Source organism: Simplicispira sp. GW247-4R2A, assembly GCF_059424465.1.
Genome location: NZ_JBWKZM010000017.1, coordinates 54,786 through 69,549 on the forward strand (window position 1 = coordinate 54,786; position 14,764 = coordinate 69,549).

At 60.2% G+C, this 14,764-nt stretch carries 14 protein-coding genes; all 14 read right to left on the bottom strand.

The window, feature by feature from the left end:
- Positions 1-127: 127 nt before the first annotated feature.
- Entirely contained in the window at positions 128-946 is an 819-nt protein-coding gene (locus AC07ZH_RS12605; RefSeq protein ID WP_495200040.1) for a spermidine synthase, read from the bottom strand.
- The gene (locus AC07ZH_RS12610; protein WP_495200041.1) at positions 939-1,580 is read right to left on the bottom strand and encodes a fused MFS/spermidine synthase; all 642 of its coding nucleotides are present in this window, start codon (positions 1,578-1,580) and stop codon (positions 939-941) included. The genes AC07ZH_RS12605 and AC07ZH_RS12610 overlap by 8 nt, the downstream gene beginning before the upstream one ends.
- A 91-nt stretch (positions 1,581-1,671) precedes the next feature.
- Positions 1,672-2,121 (bottom strand): single-stranded DNA-binding protein, encoded by a 450-nt coding sequence (locus AC07ZH_RS12615; protein WP_495200042.1) that lies wholly within the window; start codon positions 2,119-2,121, stop codon positions 1,672-1,674.
- A gap of 17 nt (positions 2,122-2,138) precedes the next feature.
- Positions 2,139-2,681 carry a transglycosylase SLT domain-containing protein gene (locus tag AC07ZH_RS12620; protein ID WP_495200043.1) on the bottom strand — a complete coding sequence of 181 codons (543 nt, stop codon included), beginning with the start codon at positions 2,679-2,681 and terminating at the stop codon, positions 2,139-2,141.
- The gene (locus AC07ZH_RS12625; protein ID WP_495200044.1) at positions 2,662-3,267 is read right to left on the bottom strand and encodes a hypothetical protein; all 606 of its coding nucleotides are present in this window, start codon (positions 3,265-3,267) and stop codon (positions 2,662-2,664) included. Before AC07ZH_RS12625 ends, AC07ZH_RS12620 begins: the two co-directional genes overlap by 20 nt.
- A 70-nt stretch (positions 3,268-3,337) precedes the next feature.
- Entirely contained in the window at positions 3,338-6,091 is a 2,754-nt protein-coding gene (locus AC07ZH_RS12630; protein WP_495200045.1) for a TraM recognition domain-containing protein, read from the bottom strand.
- Between the two features lie 27 nt (positions 6,092-6,118).
- Positions 6,119-9,181: a putative type IV secretion/conjugal transfer ATPase gene (locus AC07ZH_RS12635; protein WP_495200046.1), complete on the bottom strand. Its 3,063-nt coding sequence runs from the start codon at positions 9,179-9,181 to the stop codon at positions 6,119-6,121.
- Positions 9,165-9,362 (bottom strand): hypothetical protein, encoded by a 198-nt coding sequence (locus tag AC07ZH_RS12640; RefSeq protein ID WP_495200047.1) that lies wholly within the window; start codon positions 9,360-9,362, stop codon positions 9,165-9,167. Before AC07ZH_RS12640 ends, AC07ZH_RS12635 begins: the two co-directional genes overlap by 17 nt.
- Positions 9,359-10,354: a hypothetical protein gene (locus AC07ZH_RS12645; RefSeq protein ID WP_495200048.1), complete on the bottom strand. Its 996-nt coding sequence runs from the start codon at positions 10,352-10,354 to the stop codon at positions 9,359-9,361. Before AC07ZH_RS12645 ends, AC07ZH_RS12640 begins: the two co-directional genes overlap by 4 nt.
- 208 nt (positions 10,355-10,562) lie before the next feature.
- Positions 10,563-11,291, bottom strand: a complete 729-nt coding sequence (locus AC07ZH_RS12650; protein WP_495200049.1) for a hypothetical protein — start codon at positions 11,289-11,291, stop codon at positions 10,563-10,565.
- Positions 11,292-11,367: 76 nt separating this feature from the next.
- Positions 11,368-11,760, bottom strand: a complete 393-nt coding sequence (locus AC07ZH_RS12655; protein ID WP_495200050.1) for a hypothetical protein — start codon at positions 11,758-11,760, stop codon at positions 11,368-11,370.
- Positions 11,761-11,796: 36 nt separating this feature from the next.
- On the bottom strand, positions 11,797-12,387 hold the full coding sequence (locus AC07ZH_RS12660) for a hypothetical protein (protein WP_495200051.1): 591 nt from the start codon (positions 12,385-12,387) through the stop codon (positions 11,797-11,799).
- 33 nt (positions 12,388-12,420) lie between these two features.
- Entirely contained in the window at positions 12,421-13,077 is a 657-nt protein-coding gene (locus tag AC07ZH_RS12665) for a hypothetical protein (RefSeq protein WP_495200052.1), read from the bottom strand.
- A 20-nt stretch (positions 13,078-13,097) separates the two neighbouring features.
- Positions 13,098-14,762, bottom strand: a complete 1,665-nt coding sequence (locus tag AC07ZH_RS12670; protein WP_495200053.1) for a DotG/IcmE/VirB10 family type IV secretion system protein — start codon at positions 14,760-14,762, stop codon at positions 13,098-13,100.
- Positions 14,763-14,764: the final 2 nt, after the last annotated feature.

Genomic DNA, 14,764 nt, shown 5'->3' on the forward strand with positions numbered 1-14,764 from the left:
CAAACTCAATAAAATCAATAACTTACGTCAGGATTCTACATCATCGGTCTGTGGCGTCACCGGCCCGTTTTTGGTCTGTTTTATGCACAGCTTACGCACAGTTTTATGCACAGGACAATCCACAGAGTCAGTGGATAAGTAGAGCGTTCGCCGGAGAGAATTTGTCGGTCATCACGGGGGCATCAGAGGGTGGAATCTGATGCGAGTCCGGCAACTTGGACGCGAGCGCCCTGGCTTGCTGCCCAGCAATAATGATCCTGTTTCCGCTTGGGATATTTGATTCATATATCACCCCAAAAACATATTGATATGTGGCTTCTTCGTATTTTGCAAAATTCGTTGTTTTGAATGTGTTTGCAAGAATAATGCCGTCTGGCTGTAGTGATTTTTTGACTTGCCCGAGAAATTCTGCTGAGGTCATGTGCTCTGGTATATAGTCTTTATCGAAGGCGTCTAGGATAATCGCGTCGTATCGTATATTTTGACGTATCATTTTCCTGATAAAAACACGTCCGTCTTCTGCGAAAACGGCCAGTTTTTCATCAGGCTTGAATTGGAAATACCGGAGCGCGACATTGACAACCTCTTGATCCAGCTCGACCGCATCAACATGCGCTTCGGGGTATGTGGTGCGAATCGCCATCGGGAGTGAGCCACCGCCTATTCCGATAATCAGTATCCGATTCACCCTTGGGATATGCTGGAGAGCATCGAAGATTCTTTGCGTGTAGCCGAAAACGAGCTTGTTTGGGTTGGATAGTTCAATGCAGCTTTGCCGGTCGCTTCGCGCACCGAATGTCAGGCAGCGATGACCGTTACCTTCCAGAACGATGATGTTGCGGTACATGGATCGTTGTTTCCAAATCGGCTTTGTCGCGCCAAAGGTTTGCGCCTGGACGGTGGCCGTCACAAATGCCAGTGCCAATGCAGTAAGAACCTTATTCATTTTCTTGCGCCTTGAGCTGGTAGGAGACTGACGCGGCTGCGATGGCGATCAGCAGGGAAATAATCGTCAGCGAGGTGACGATCTTGTAAATGTCCAAGATCAGGACGAGATAGAACCCGGTGGCAATGGTGCCTGCGGCTGATCCCAGCGTGGAGACGAAGTAAACCAGCCCAGCCTCGCGCCCACTGCTGCCGATTCCGCGCACCAGCAGGCGGATTGCATACGGCGAGATCATGCCGGTGAGAGTGGTCGGTATGGCGAACAGCATCAAGCTGCCCAGCAGCGAGCCGTAGCGCGGATCGGGCACGGCCAGGGAGAGTTGTTCCAGCAGTGGCTCGGCGCCGATCACCGGCAGCGTCAGCAGTGCCTCAGCGGCCAGCAGACATGCCAGCTTCCACAGGCGAGGCCGCTGGGTGGACAGCATGCCGCCCAGGAGATAGCCCGCCGACAAGAACGTCATGAACACCGTGAGGATGCCTCCCCACACGAAGATGCTGGAGCCGAAATACGGTGCCAGGATGCGGCTGCTCAGCAGCTCGACCGACATGACGAAAAACCCGCTCCAGCCTGCCACCAGATACGTCGCTAGACGCGCCACAGCGCCTCCAGGCGCCCTTTTCTCTGCGATACCCATGCCTACCCCTTGGTGTGCCAAAAAAAAGGGGCACCAGCGTGCCCCTCGTGATCTTCGGGCTTCGCCCGATCCTGAAAATTCGATCTCAGAACTAATAGGGGATGTCGTCATCCATGTCATTGAAACCGCCCGAGGCCGCGCCGGAGGCTTGCTCACCTTGCTGGCCTTGGCCCGAGGGCTCGCGGCCCAGCAGCAAGCCGTTCACGAGCAGCGTCATGCGAGAGTCCTTGGCGGGTGTCACCCCGTCTTCCTGCTTGCGGGTCTTGGAGTCCCATACGTCCTTGCCGATGGTGCCCATGACGTGGATCTCGCGGCCCTTGCCGCCGAATTTCTCCAGGCGTTCAATGTGGCTGGCGTTGTAGAACGTCAGGTCGCACCAGACCGTGCGTTCCACGATCTCGCCGCTTTCCCGGTTGGTGTAGCTGTTGTCCACCGCGAGCGAGACGCGGCCAATGGGATTGCCATTGTTGGGATTGAAAGATTTATCCACGGGGCCGCCCATGCGGCCCGACAGGCGAAACTCATTGTTGATACGGCTCACGGTCAGCTCCTTTAAGGTCAGTGGTAGGAAATCGAAGTTTTGTAGTTGGCTTGCAGCCAACGTCCCCAGCGCGCGGCCAGCGGGATCAGCTTGCTGCGATAGATCGCGTTGAATTTCGGCGTGGCCGAGTGATAAGTCGCCACGCGCGTCCAGTAGTCGCCGCCGCCTGGGGCATCCAGGCGCTGCCGCAGAAACCATGCGGCCAGCTCGGCGTTGTAGCAGCCGCGCCATGCCGCATCGTCCTTGCGGATGTGCTGGAACACACCGTTCTCGGCGAAGTGCATGGTGTTGATCTGGAAGTGGCCTACGTCATAGGTGCCGTTCGTGTTGCGCACGAGCTGGCCGTTCTTCCCGCCTTCCACGCTGGCCAGGGCCAGCAGGACGTTGGCAGGAACACCATGGCGCATCGCGGCCTGGATCACGCAGGGAATATCTGCTGGGCCGACCCGGTGCAGCGGATCGGCGGGGTTGATGGCGATGGCCTGGGCGTGCGTGCAAACGGGAGCGAGCACTGCGGCGAACAGGAGCGCAGCCAGCGTCTTAGCGGAACCACTTTTCATTGTTGAACCACGACTTGAAAGCGCCTTGGACGTAGAGAACCCCGTTCTCTACTTGCCATGCCCTGTAGCTTTTCTTGAGCCCGAAGATGAACATGCACAGGGCCAGGGCGATCCAGTTGATCGACAGTAGCAGGCCGTCTCCGCGCAACAGCATCCAGCAGAAGCCCAGGAAGAACGCCAGGGATGCCGAGAAAAAGATGCGAGAGTGCAGCGTGTGCGCCTTGACGAACTTCTGCCGCTCATCGGGCTCCAGGCCGTCAAACAGGGCCAGCGATTGCTCCTGGCGGATCGCGGTCAGCGTCGGGATGATCGAGCGCTTGTCGGCGCTGCCCAGGATCATGAAGTCACAGCGGTTGCAAGCCCATGTGTACGTCAAGTTCGGATTGTCGCTGTCGCTGGCCTGGACACCTCCCCGAATGGTCAACACCCCACCGGCGCACTTCGGGCAGGCGGGGTTGCTCAGCGTCTCGTAGAGCGCCTTGATCGTCTGGTGGTTGCTGCGCAGTGTGTTGACGCCCAGGATGCCTGCCGGAATCTTGACGAAAACGAACTTCGCAGCGCTTTTTGATTTCCCCCAAATGCTCATATTGACGCCAAAGTTGATGATTGTTCAAAAACGTGTGATTGCGGTATTTGAACAGAAAAAACCGGGCGTGTCATTCTTTCAGGGTTTTCTTGATGAGCCCTTCGCAGAAGGCGTTGATCTTCGATAGCCGCTGCGAGGCCTCGTCCACGTTCATCTTCTCGGGCATCGGCGGGTCGATGTACGTGGTTTGCTTCACGATGGCCTTGCGCGTCTCAAGAACCTGCTTTTCGGCTTCCCACTTCGCGTCCAGGCTCTCGAAGGGCTGACCACGGCCCAGCATCTCAATGTCCTTGAGCAGCGCCTCGTCGCCGACCGACAGCTCGGCGTCGAAATCGTCCTCGGTTTCCGGTGCGTCTTGCACACCGGAAAGCATGAGGTGCTGCCGCAGCAGCGGCAGCGCTCGTCGCTTGAATGCGTCCTGCTCGCTCGCGGTGAGCACGATGCTGGTGGACTGGTAATCGCCCAGGCTGATCTCGTCGTCGTCAGCTCCTGTGCTTGCCGAAGTGCTGGAGCCAGTCGGAAAGGCGTCAGGATCGCTGTTGAAGGCCGCACAGACGCCCAAAAGGCGGCTGCGCAGGGTGTCGGCGCCCTCCCCTGCCTCGCCGCTCGTGGCGGGCGCTGCAACGTCTTCCGGGAACTCGGGCGTGTCCTCTAGCACCTCGGGAATCTCGGGTACTTCGTCAGGCAATTCGGGGGTTTCCGGCAGTTCACCCACCACTTGATGGGCGGAAACCTGCGCAGGGATGGCAACAGGCGGCAGCTTGGTGCCCACGGGCGGCACCAGCTCGTTGCCCTTGCGGGAGAGGAACCAGTGCATCACCGCTGCCGCTGCGTCGGGGCGGCTCAACCGAGTGGTTCCCTCGGTTGCGTAGTTGTGCTCAAAAAGGTGCTTCATCGAGGTCAGGATCGGATCGGCCTCGATGGCCTGGATCAGCATGACGCCCAACGACCCATCGCCCACGGCGGTTTGCAGCATCTTCACCGCTTTGCGGTTCTGCGGCAGATCAGCGGGCTCGGGTGCTTGAATGGGCAGGAAGTCGTTGATCCGCATCTCCTTCGGGGTGGCACCGCCGCCCGTATAGAAGCCCATGCCACGGATCACGCGCACGCCACCGCTTTGCCCGCCGCGCTCCTTCTTGCCGATCAGGAACGTGAACTCGCCGTTCTCCTGCATGGCGAGATCGTCGTAGTCCAGACGGTTGCGCCGTTCGATGGTGATGTTGTCTTGCTGCCGGAACACCTCGTTCACCGCGCCCGACTTGCGCTCAAAGCCAACCATGCGCGCTTCCTCGGATTCGCCCGCCGCGCCTTGCACGCGCTCCCACGTCTCGGACTTCTGGCCGGACGTGATGCGCCCGATGGCGCGGATGTTCGTGTTCTCCCAGGTCGCGTCAGCTTCCTCCGCAGAGGACTTCTTGAGTGAGGAAAAATCCTGAGCCGCGAAGATGACCGAGAAGCCCAGCGAACGGGCCTGCGCAGGGGCCACGGCGAAGCCGATCACCGCGTAGTAGCCGTACTCGTCCAAGATCGTGTAGAACGGCACCGCAGCGTTCGTCGGGCGCGAGTCGATGATCTCTCGCACCAGACCCTCCACGCGGTTGCCCAGGCATCCGGCCATCATCTGCTTGATGGAGCCCACGATCATCTTGCCGAGCATGCGCATGGAGTCTGGCGCGCGCTCCAGTGCGGGCAGCAGTACCACCAGCAGGCGCCGGTTAATCACCACGTCATAGAAATCAACATCGCCCACCTTCGTCTTGAAGATGTGCCCGTAGTTGAATGTCAGGTCATTGAAGATGCGGGTGAGCTGCATGACGATGAAGCCATGCTGTTCGAGCGTCTTGGTTTCCTGCTTCTTGATCTTGTTCTTCTGGTAGCCAGGAAGGGTGAGCAGGTAGGAGCGCAGCGGTGCGCACACCACGTCGAACATCTCGCCATACTTGCCCTTGTGCTCCCACACCAGTTCCTCGATGGCGTTGAGTTCAAAGTATTCGAGGTAGCTTTCCGGTGCCAGATTGATGTAGCCCTTGTCCCGCAGGTACACCAGTGGGCGCGTCAGCGCGGCCACGAAAGAGATGGCACGGCCCTTCCACATATCGCCGCCGCCGCCGGAATCGTCCATGAGGGCGACGATCAGCTCGATCAGCATGCCTGACGAGGTGTTGCCCATCATGTTCATGTTGTTCGTCACCTTGTCGTACTGCTTCTCCACGAAGTCGCGGCCCGAGGTGATGAAGTTGATGATGAGCAGATCGTCCTCGCGGCCCACGCGGCGGGCCAGCTTGAAGATGTTCTTCTGTAAGGCGGGGTCGCCCTTGCCGTCTGTGTAGATGAACCCCGTGTTCTGCACGAGGGCATTGAACACGAGGCCCAGCAGGTACTCGGTCTTGCCCGAGCCCGTGGTGCCTAGCACGAGCTGGTGAGTGCGCAGATCGGAGTCGCCCGCGTAGATTTGCTCGCGCGTCTCCAGATCGTTGCCTAGCATCGTGATGCCGTTGCCAAGGCCTTTGCCCTTGGGCGTTGAGCCGTCGCGCAGCTTTGACTCCACGGGCATCCGGTAGGGGAAGTCGAACGCTCTGCGCTTAACGTCGCCATACGACCTCCAGAAAATCCAGAGGATCAGCAGCGCGAATTCACCGGCAAACGGGATCGGCTTGATGATGGAGAAGGCCACGGCCAGCCCGACGATCACGATCAGGAAGATCACGCTGCCGTCCGGCGACGACAGGAAATCAGAGAACTTCTGGCCCGCAAGGCGCGTGTCCTTGCGGCGCCTGGATGCTCTGACCTCGTGTTTCCGTGAGGAACCCTTGTACTGCGCCATGCGCCTTCCCTTCCCTTTTCGCGTGCTTTAGCTCAGCGCGTGTTCAGGCTGCTCGAAGTATTCTTCAATCAAGTCCTTGGCGATCTTCTCGATCACAGAACTCTCCATTGCCTCGTCCACGAATTCCACATCCGCGAACTGCTCTTGCTTGCGCCGTTCCACCAGCTTCTTGCAAGAGCCGCTGGGGAAGCGCTTGGCGAGCAGCCTGCGTGCGGCATCGCGCGGCATCGCGTCGTAGAGCATCATGCGCAGCTTCCGGTCTTCCGCCGTGGTCGAGAGCGCCCACAGGCGCATCGGCCCAGGCGTGAGCGTGAAAAGCTGGCTGAACGGCGAGCTTTTCGTCTCGAACTGGGCAAGGAACGTGGCCCCATCGGCGTTCGGGCCGTGAACGAAGTTCATGAGGCCCTGTTCTTCCACGGGGGTCAGGCCGATGTTCTCGCGCATCCAGCGGCGGGTTTCCACCGTGCCCGAGTCCATGATGAACTTCGTGGTGGCAATCTTGCACAGGTCGCCGAAGTCTTCCATGAGCTGGGAGGCCAGCACGATCTCCATGTTCCACTTCCGCGCTTCGCGGCCATCGGTGAGAACCTGCTGCCGCAGGATCGGGTGTCCGCCCGTCTTGTGGAACTCGTCCATGCAAAGCACCTTGTTCTCGTCCACGATCTCGTTGACCATCTTCGTGAAGTACGGGCGAGCCATGGCGTCGAAGAAAGGCAAGTCTTCGCGGGAATAAGCCACCTTCTTCATGAAGCTCTCGCGCGCGATCATGAACATGAGCGAGGTCTGCTTTTGGGCCGCAGGCGAGCCCAGCACGGCCACGTCCTGCAAGTCCAGCGAGACAACGCGGGACGAGCCCAGGTCGAACCGCGTCGTGCTTGCGAAGATCGGGAAGTCGCCAACGGCTTCACGCACGCCGGTGATGAACGTGGGGATGATCTCGCGGCCACCCTCGGCTTTCGTGTCACCGTACTCGGACTTCACTTCCTCGCTCGATGCGATGGCTGCGAGGTCGGACAGCGTGGGGACGGCATAGCGCTGCGCCACCTCGGCCTCGTAGTACATCTCGGCCTTGAAAAAGGCGTCCACCAGCTCCCAATACTGGGTGGCGGGCATGATCCGCAGGCCCAGCGTTGTCACGGCGTCATCAATGAGCTTGTTGTGCCCAGGCTTGTAGCGGTTCGGTTGCGCCTTTTCCACCTTGTCCGACTTGTTGATGTAGGCAAGGTCGATGATCCGGCCCACGAAAGTGGACATGCCCTCGAAGGGCTTGCCTTCGCGTTCCGGGGGAGTCACCAGTGCGGTCAGGAAGTTCTTGAGGAATTCCCGTCCACGCGGCAGCGGATCGCGCTTGGTCAGCGGCGTGTCCATGGGGTTGATGCAGTCCCGCTCGCTGTTCTGGAGCCGTTTGTAAACCGCCTGATGGCGCATGTTCTCTGGCAGCGAGTCATGTACCAGATCAATGAAGCCAGACGACGAGATGCCAATGTCGATGATCCCGACGAAGGGCAGTCGCGTGATCCCCGGCAGCAGGCAGGACTCGAAGTTGTTGCTGTTCATGAGCACGGACTTGCCGTAGCCAGGGCGGCCTGCGATCAGCGTGATCCAGGTCGTTTGCTCGGAGGCAAAGCGCTGGTAGTTCAGAATCTTGCCGTCACGGCTGCGGAAGATGATGGAGCCACGCTGGAACGGGGACGCAGGCCTTGTCAGCGGCAGCAGGCCGAGCGCGTCGTGCAGCGGCGCTGGGCATGCAGGCGCGAAGTGCTTTGGTGAAAGGCCCACACAGCACGACTGGAAAGCATCCATGACGTAGCCCGTGCGCTCGGTCACTGACGACTTGCCCCACCCTTCCACGGCGCGCAGCACCTTGGACTTGCGCAGTCGCAGCTCGCGCACGCCCTCGGGCGAGTAGTCGGCCCAGGTCATCGCGGCAATCCGCAGCTTCACAATCGTCTCGCCGTCGCGCTTGCGCTCGGCCAAGTCCTTGATCGCAAGGTTGATGTTGCGGTTGATTTCCGAGGTGAAACCCAGCAAGCTCGCAAAAAGCTGCTTGAAGCCAGTTCCTTGCAGCCCATCGCCCTCGATCATCACGCTCAGCGTGAACGGCATCGAGCGCGAGCGCCCATTTTCCTGGGTATCGGAGCGGTTGAGTGCCGAGAACAGGTGATTGAAGAACTTCGGCTCGCGCGGCGGCGCGCTCACGAAAAGGGGGGCGTACACCCGCGTGCCAACACGAATCGTTGTCGGGTCGGGGATTTGCGGGTTGTTGATGGAGCCAATGTCCGCCGAAGCCGTCATGATTTGCTCGGCAATGCGGGGGTAGAAGAACTCGCTGTAGTCCTCGCTGCGGCCATTGTTCTTCCACCGCAGCGGGATGTGGGTGCCAGGAATCGCCGGAGTCCACCCTGGCCCCACCAAGTCGGGATAGACGCTCGCGCGCACTGCGCGCAGCGCATCGGACACGTCAAGAATCTCGGCAAAGCAGTTGAACTCGGGCGAGCAGAGGTCGGTGACAACCTTGGTCACAAAGGCGTTGTGCCGATCCCGCAAGAACGTGATCGGGCGCAGCAGGTTCTGCGCGTCGCGGGTGGCAGGCCAGTTGCTCGTTCTGCGGAAGTCGTTCACCTGCTCCTGAAAAATCTTGCCCTCAATCGGGTCGAGCAGCGAGGGGCGCGACCAAAACACGAGATAGCATTCCTCGTCGTACACGTAGTCGCCGTAGCGATCCACGGTTTCATCAATGAGGTCATGCACGGCGAGCGAAAGGCGTTTGGCCGTCGCATGCTGTTGATCGGCGTTCTGCACCAGCGCTTCGCGGCCATCGAGATCGCGCCGGAAAACGGCCTGCAACTGGTGTCCCCGGTGATCCAAGAAGATGGACAGCGAGCCCGTCACCAGTTCCAGAAGGCGCTTGAACTGGCCTTCACCAAGGATGCCCTTGCTGCCGTGGAACCTGACGATGGATGCAAAGCTGCCATCCGCCGCAACGATGTTGCGGCCCTCGTCCACGGTTTCAATGTCGCAGTAGTCCTGCACGCTCATCTTCACCGAAGAAAGCACGGAGACGAGCACCGATTCAAATTTTCCCAGCATGACTTACCCTTTCCACAAACTGCTCGATAAAGGCGTGAGCCTGCGCGGTGCGCGTTGGCTCATCAATTTCCCGGTTCACCAAAATGCCGTCCAGTTCAAGCAACTGCGGCACGCTGGCGTGCGCGCGAAGTACCGCCTCGATCTGGAACAGCCCACTCTTTTTCGACTCGTTTTCGCTCATGCGGCAACCCCTGTCCTGGCTTCGATGAATCCGGCCATGGGCGGCATCAAGCCAACGTCCACGGCCATATCGAGGATGTGCTTGGCGCCGCCCTCTGGAACGCGCACCACCACGTTTCCCATGCCGTAAGAGATCAGCGTCACGCCACGGCGCGACTGCATGCGTTGTGCGTAGTCGAACATCTGCATCCGGTCGATGGCCCTGAGCCACGCGGCGCGCGCTGGGTAGCCGGTGATCCGGCCAGCACGCGGCTGCTTGTTCATCAGGGCTGTCCAAACCTGTTCCGCGACAAGACCCAGGCTGTAGGAAAGCTCGTCCACGGTGCCCTGTGGCAGCATTGCGGCGTAGCTGTCCAGGCTCTCGTAGCCCTGCTCGCACACCATGGCCGCACGCAGCTCCACGTCCGCGTACTGGCGCACGATGCGCCACTCCACATCGGTGAGCCATTCGCGGATGAGTTTGGAGCCGCTACCCCAGGACAAGGCCTCGGCCATGATCGGTTTCACATTCGTGATGCGGCAGCGCACGAGGAATGGCTTTTCCATTCGCTCAAGGTCGGCGTCCGTGAGCTTCTGCTTCACAAGCTCCCAGCCCGTGTCGGGCGGCACCTTGTTGGATAGCATGCGGCGAGCGTAGGCCAGTCGGTTGCAGCGCAGCGTCATGCTGCTGGCCGTTCCGCGCCCGAAGCTAACGCTCTGGATCACGGACACGTTGGGGTGCCCTGCAATCGTCTCGAACGTCGAGTAGTGCATCTCCGGGATGCGGCAGCGATCCAGGCCCATTGCCGTAGCGTAGTCGTCGTTCAGACGTGCATGGCTTTGCACCTGAATGTTCAGTTCCTTGCAGGAATAGGCCACGACCCGGTGAGCGATCAGAGACAGCACCTCGGCGGTTTCCTTGGCTTTGCCGGTGTTCCGGCCCAGGCCGAACTCGGTAGCGATCTGCTCGAACGCAGTGCGCAGCCAACCCTCGTTGCGGAAATTGGCGTGCATGTTCAGCTTTGCAGCCAGGAAAGCCGAATACCCCAGGTTTGTCAGCCAAATCACATCGTTCGGCAAGTCCGCGATGCCCTGGATGCGGCGTGCGGGGGTGCCACCGATGGAGGCCCACCCGCCTGTCAGAGAAACAACAGACCGATCACTTCCGCCGATAACACTGCTGGGGTCAAAAACAATGGCTCCGATGCGCATAAAACCTCAGTCAAGCGTGCTGGCCGCGCAACGTGTCCAGCAGCGCGGGCCAGTGATTCATGTCCAAATACTGGGAGTGGGTGCGGGTGAGGTAGCCCGCGATCTGGCCGCTGCGGAAAGCCGATTCCGTTGGGATCACGCGAAGGCCATCAAGCGTCTTGTTGCGCATGGCAAATGCCGCGTCATCCAGCTTGGATAGGGCCACTGCGATCTCGTGGCCGTTCGAGAAATCGGCTTCAAAGACGCGCTTGAAAATGTCCACAGAGCGGCTTTCAAAGATCGCATACAGACCCTTTAGCCGTGACTGCACATCCTCGTTTCCTGTGGCCATCGCGCAGTGGTAGATGCGCATTAGATTCGTGATCTCGGCCTGGGTAAGTTCGGGGACGACAGCCAAGAAAATCGAGCCACGCATCGCGGCCAACCCCAGGTGGAAGCAGAGGTGGTCGATATTGCAGATGGTGACAAGGTTGTCCGGGCGGTTGTTGGTATGGTCATCATCGAGGTGATGCACCTCTTGATGAGCCGTGCTGGTGAAACCGCAAAACCAGCAGCGCCGACCATCGCGGTCGAGCACTTTTTTGCGCACTTCCTGAAACACGGCATCCGCCTCATTGCGGTCGTGTTCAGATTGCTCCATTCGCCACTGCTTACGTTTGACGCTCAGCACCGGCAGATTTGTGAACCGCTGTAGAAAGGCCTCGGGCCGTGTTGGCGGTATCAGTTCCATGCTTCCCATAGCTACGTCCGGTTTGAGCTGGTGTGGTGGTTTGCGGTCTAAGGGGCGAACCCCTTAGACCGCAAACGTGCTGCTTTTAGCCCGTGACGGTATTGCGCATCATCCACATGATGGTGCCGACAGCGGCCATTGCACCGCCAATGAACAGGCCGACGATGGCCGACAGCGGCTTTTCACGCTCGTCCTTGGATGCTTTCCAGAGCGTGTAGAGCGAGATCGCAACGACCACGAAGCCGCCGATGGACACCAACTGGATCAGCAGAGACGCGCCGGTTTGTGCCGCATCGTCAATGTTTCCTGCAATGTCATCGAACTTCTTGCCGCCCGAAATGTCCTGGGTCAGATCGGTTTTGCTGATGGCGTGAGCAGGCGTTGCCAGCGCGCCGCTCAGGAGTGCGACGACGAACGAATAGGCCATCAGTGCCTTGTAGCGTGCGGTGTCGGCGAGTTTCAGGATAGTTGCTTTCATGGATACCTCCGGTGGTTGAAAAAGAGAAAGTTGAGATCAGGAGAACGGGGTGAACATCGAGATGATGCTGAACCCCAACGTGTTGTTGACTACATCCGAGAACCATTTGAAGTTCCAGCACAGCACGCCGCCCAGCAGCCAGCCCGCAGCCGAGCCGAGGTGGGCCTGCTGGTTGTTGTAGTAGCGATTGACGGTCATCAGTGCCTTGACCATTGCGACGAAGCCGACGATCTGCATGATCGAAAGCAGCGCAATGGTGGCGACAGCACCTTTGTCGGCCAACGAACCCCCGGCGCTGTACGCCATGTCCGAGGGCATGATCCGCGCGGCTGCGTAGTCGTCCGACAGCGTGCGGGACATGATCCCCATGAGGTTCAAGGTGGACATGGCACTCAGGAGCGCGCCGATCATCAGCGAGACGAGTGCCGAGCCAGTAGAAAAACGCTGGCGACCAGCTACATATTTCAGAGCGTTGTCATGCGATACCCCCCACAATTCGACCAGCGCCGAGCCCACGAGATACAGGCCCATTACGGCCACAATGCCCTGCAACATCATCAGCAGCGCGGGGGCGACCTGCCCCGCGTTGATGAGCAGTTCGATAAGATCGGGAAAGCCGGTGCCCATGTTTAACTCCTAAAACTACGATGTGGCCGGTGCTCAGCGAGCAGTTTCCACGGCCACGGATACCTGACCGTTGGGGGCCACTTTCTTGACCACGAGCTGCCCGGATGTGGGAATGGGGATGGCCTCGCCCGCCGTCACGCTGTATTCCTCATCGCCGCTGCGAACCCAGGCGCGATTGCCCACGGTTGCAAGCGCCTTGTAGTCACCATCGTTGGAGAGCGTCATGGGCTTGGTGCCGCTGGACTTGCGCTCTGCTGCTGCGAGACGTTCGGCACGCGACGGACGTGCGGCCTGATCTTCGGGCTTCACGACATTGACCCGCGTGCCGATCCTGGCCTTCTCCAGATTGGTCACGCGGTTGGCCGTGACTTGAATGTTGCTGTCCAGCGTCCCGATGTTCTTGGCCTGCTGGTCGATGGCGGCGGCGGTTTGGGCGAAAGCAGCTTGCGAGGACTGGGCGTTCGATTCCACCCGCTCGCGCAACTGCTTGATTTCAGCGCGTAGTTGCTCCATCGCCACATCGCTTGCAGATGCCTCGAACTGGACGGGCGCACGCTTGCTGACGACTTTCTGCGGCGGCTTGGAAGTCGCCGAGATCACGAAGCCCGCAATAATCAGCACGACGACAAAGGCCGCGCCTCCAAGGGCCGCGAGTTGGCCGAAGGACATTTTCTTGAGATCAAACGCCATTTTGGAACGCTCCTTTGTGCTCAATAGTTGGTATTCAGGGGGCCGCGATACCTGTTGTCGTAGGCGCCTGGGTATTGATTCCCGCCATACCCGCCAGGGCTGTAGCCGTAGGGGGTGGAACCGTAGCCTGGGTTGTAGCCGGGGGTGGCTGTGCCGCCTGCCGGGAACGGCGCAGCGGGGAATACCACGGTCGTTGGTGTGTTGACCGGGTTGGCCTGGGCGTTCTGTTGCTGCGGCTGTTGCTGCGGCTGTTGTTGATCGTCCCCGGCCTGGGGCAGCACGTCCTCAAGGAAGTACAAGATGAAGCCCGTTTCTGCGGGCGTCGAGTAGGTGCTCGGCTGGTTGAAGCCACGGCGGCGGATTTCGGAGCCGATGGCCATCCCCATCTCGCCAACAGCAGAGCCGATCACCTGACGATCACGCGGTTGTTCGGTCGTGGTGACAACGCCCCCGTTTGTCACGACAGTGGTGCCAGTGGGCTGCTGATACACCCGGCCAGCGCCTTGCAGCAAGGCTGCTGCGGCCAAGGCCGTGTAGCGGCTCAAGGTGTGGTGGTCAATCTTCTCGGCCATACCCAGTTTCGCATCGACCTCGCGCAAGGCCACGGCACGCACGCGCATCGTGGGCCGCTCATCCTGGGGTGCCAGGATCGTGAACGTCAGCGACATATTGTTGTAGGCCTGCTCGATCTGGCCGATCAACTTTGCGCCTTTCCACTTGCCGCTTCGTACCGTAGCCAGCACCGTGCGGCCATCGTCCGTGTTGGCCTCGGAGTCCAGCGTGGCATACGCAGTGCTCCCGGCCTTGATGACGGCCTTGCGAGCTGCTGCACGCTGATGCGCTGCAACCGCGCGTTCAGCGGCGGCATTGCCCCAGGCCGGTGCGTTGTAGTAGGTGGTCTGTGAGTACGAGCCCAGGTTGTTCAGGCTGTCGCCACCCTGCGACGAGAACATTCCGCCGATCTGCTTGACGATCTCCTGGCTGACCGACTCGACGTACTTGTCTCGTTCGCCTTCGGCGGTCTTTTGTTCGGTCGCCAGCTTGTCGGCGGCGCGTTGCATCTCCTGTTCGCGGCGCTGCTGCTCGGCCTGCTGTTGAGGCGTGAGCTGCTGATGCACCCCGTTGCCTCCTTGAGCCTGCGTCTGCATCGACCGGGCGCTGCCGCTCGTCTGAGTGCGTGCCGCAGCTTCCTCGGGCGTTTCAAAGCCGGAGAACTTGGCCGATGCCTCGGGCCGTTGCTGCTTGCTGGCCTCCCCGATGTTGTAGTCGAAGCCGGGTTGGTAAGAACTGCCAGCGTTTTGTGCTGCCTCGGCTTCCTTGCGGGACTGCTCCGCGCGGCGCGCGGCTTCTTCTGGTGACACGGCGCTGGTCGTGACGCGGTTGGGTGGAGACGTGGGTGCATCGACCTGGGCCTTGCTGGAAACCGTGGGTGGATTGCGCAGGTTGCTCACGCCGAGAACGCCGAAAACCACGACGATGACGGCGACGGCAATCAGGGCCAGTTTCCCTGGCCCCGAGCCGAACGTCGCCATCAGGTTCCGGCGCTTCACGTCAGCGTCGGCTTTCCGGCGCGCAGCCGCATCGGCGGCGGGCGTTGTTGGTGCTGCGGGTTCGGCAGCAAAGCCCTGGTCTTCGGCGATGGATGCGAAATCGCCGTTGGGAGGGGTCGAATTGGTGTCGCTCATCT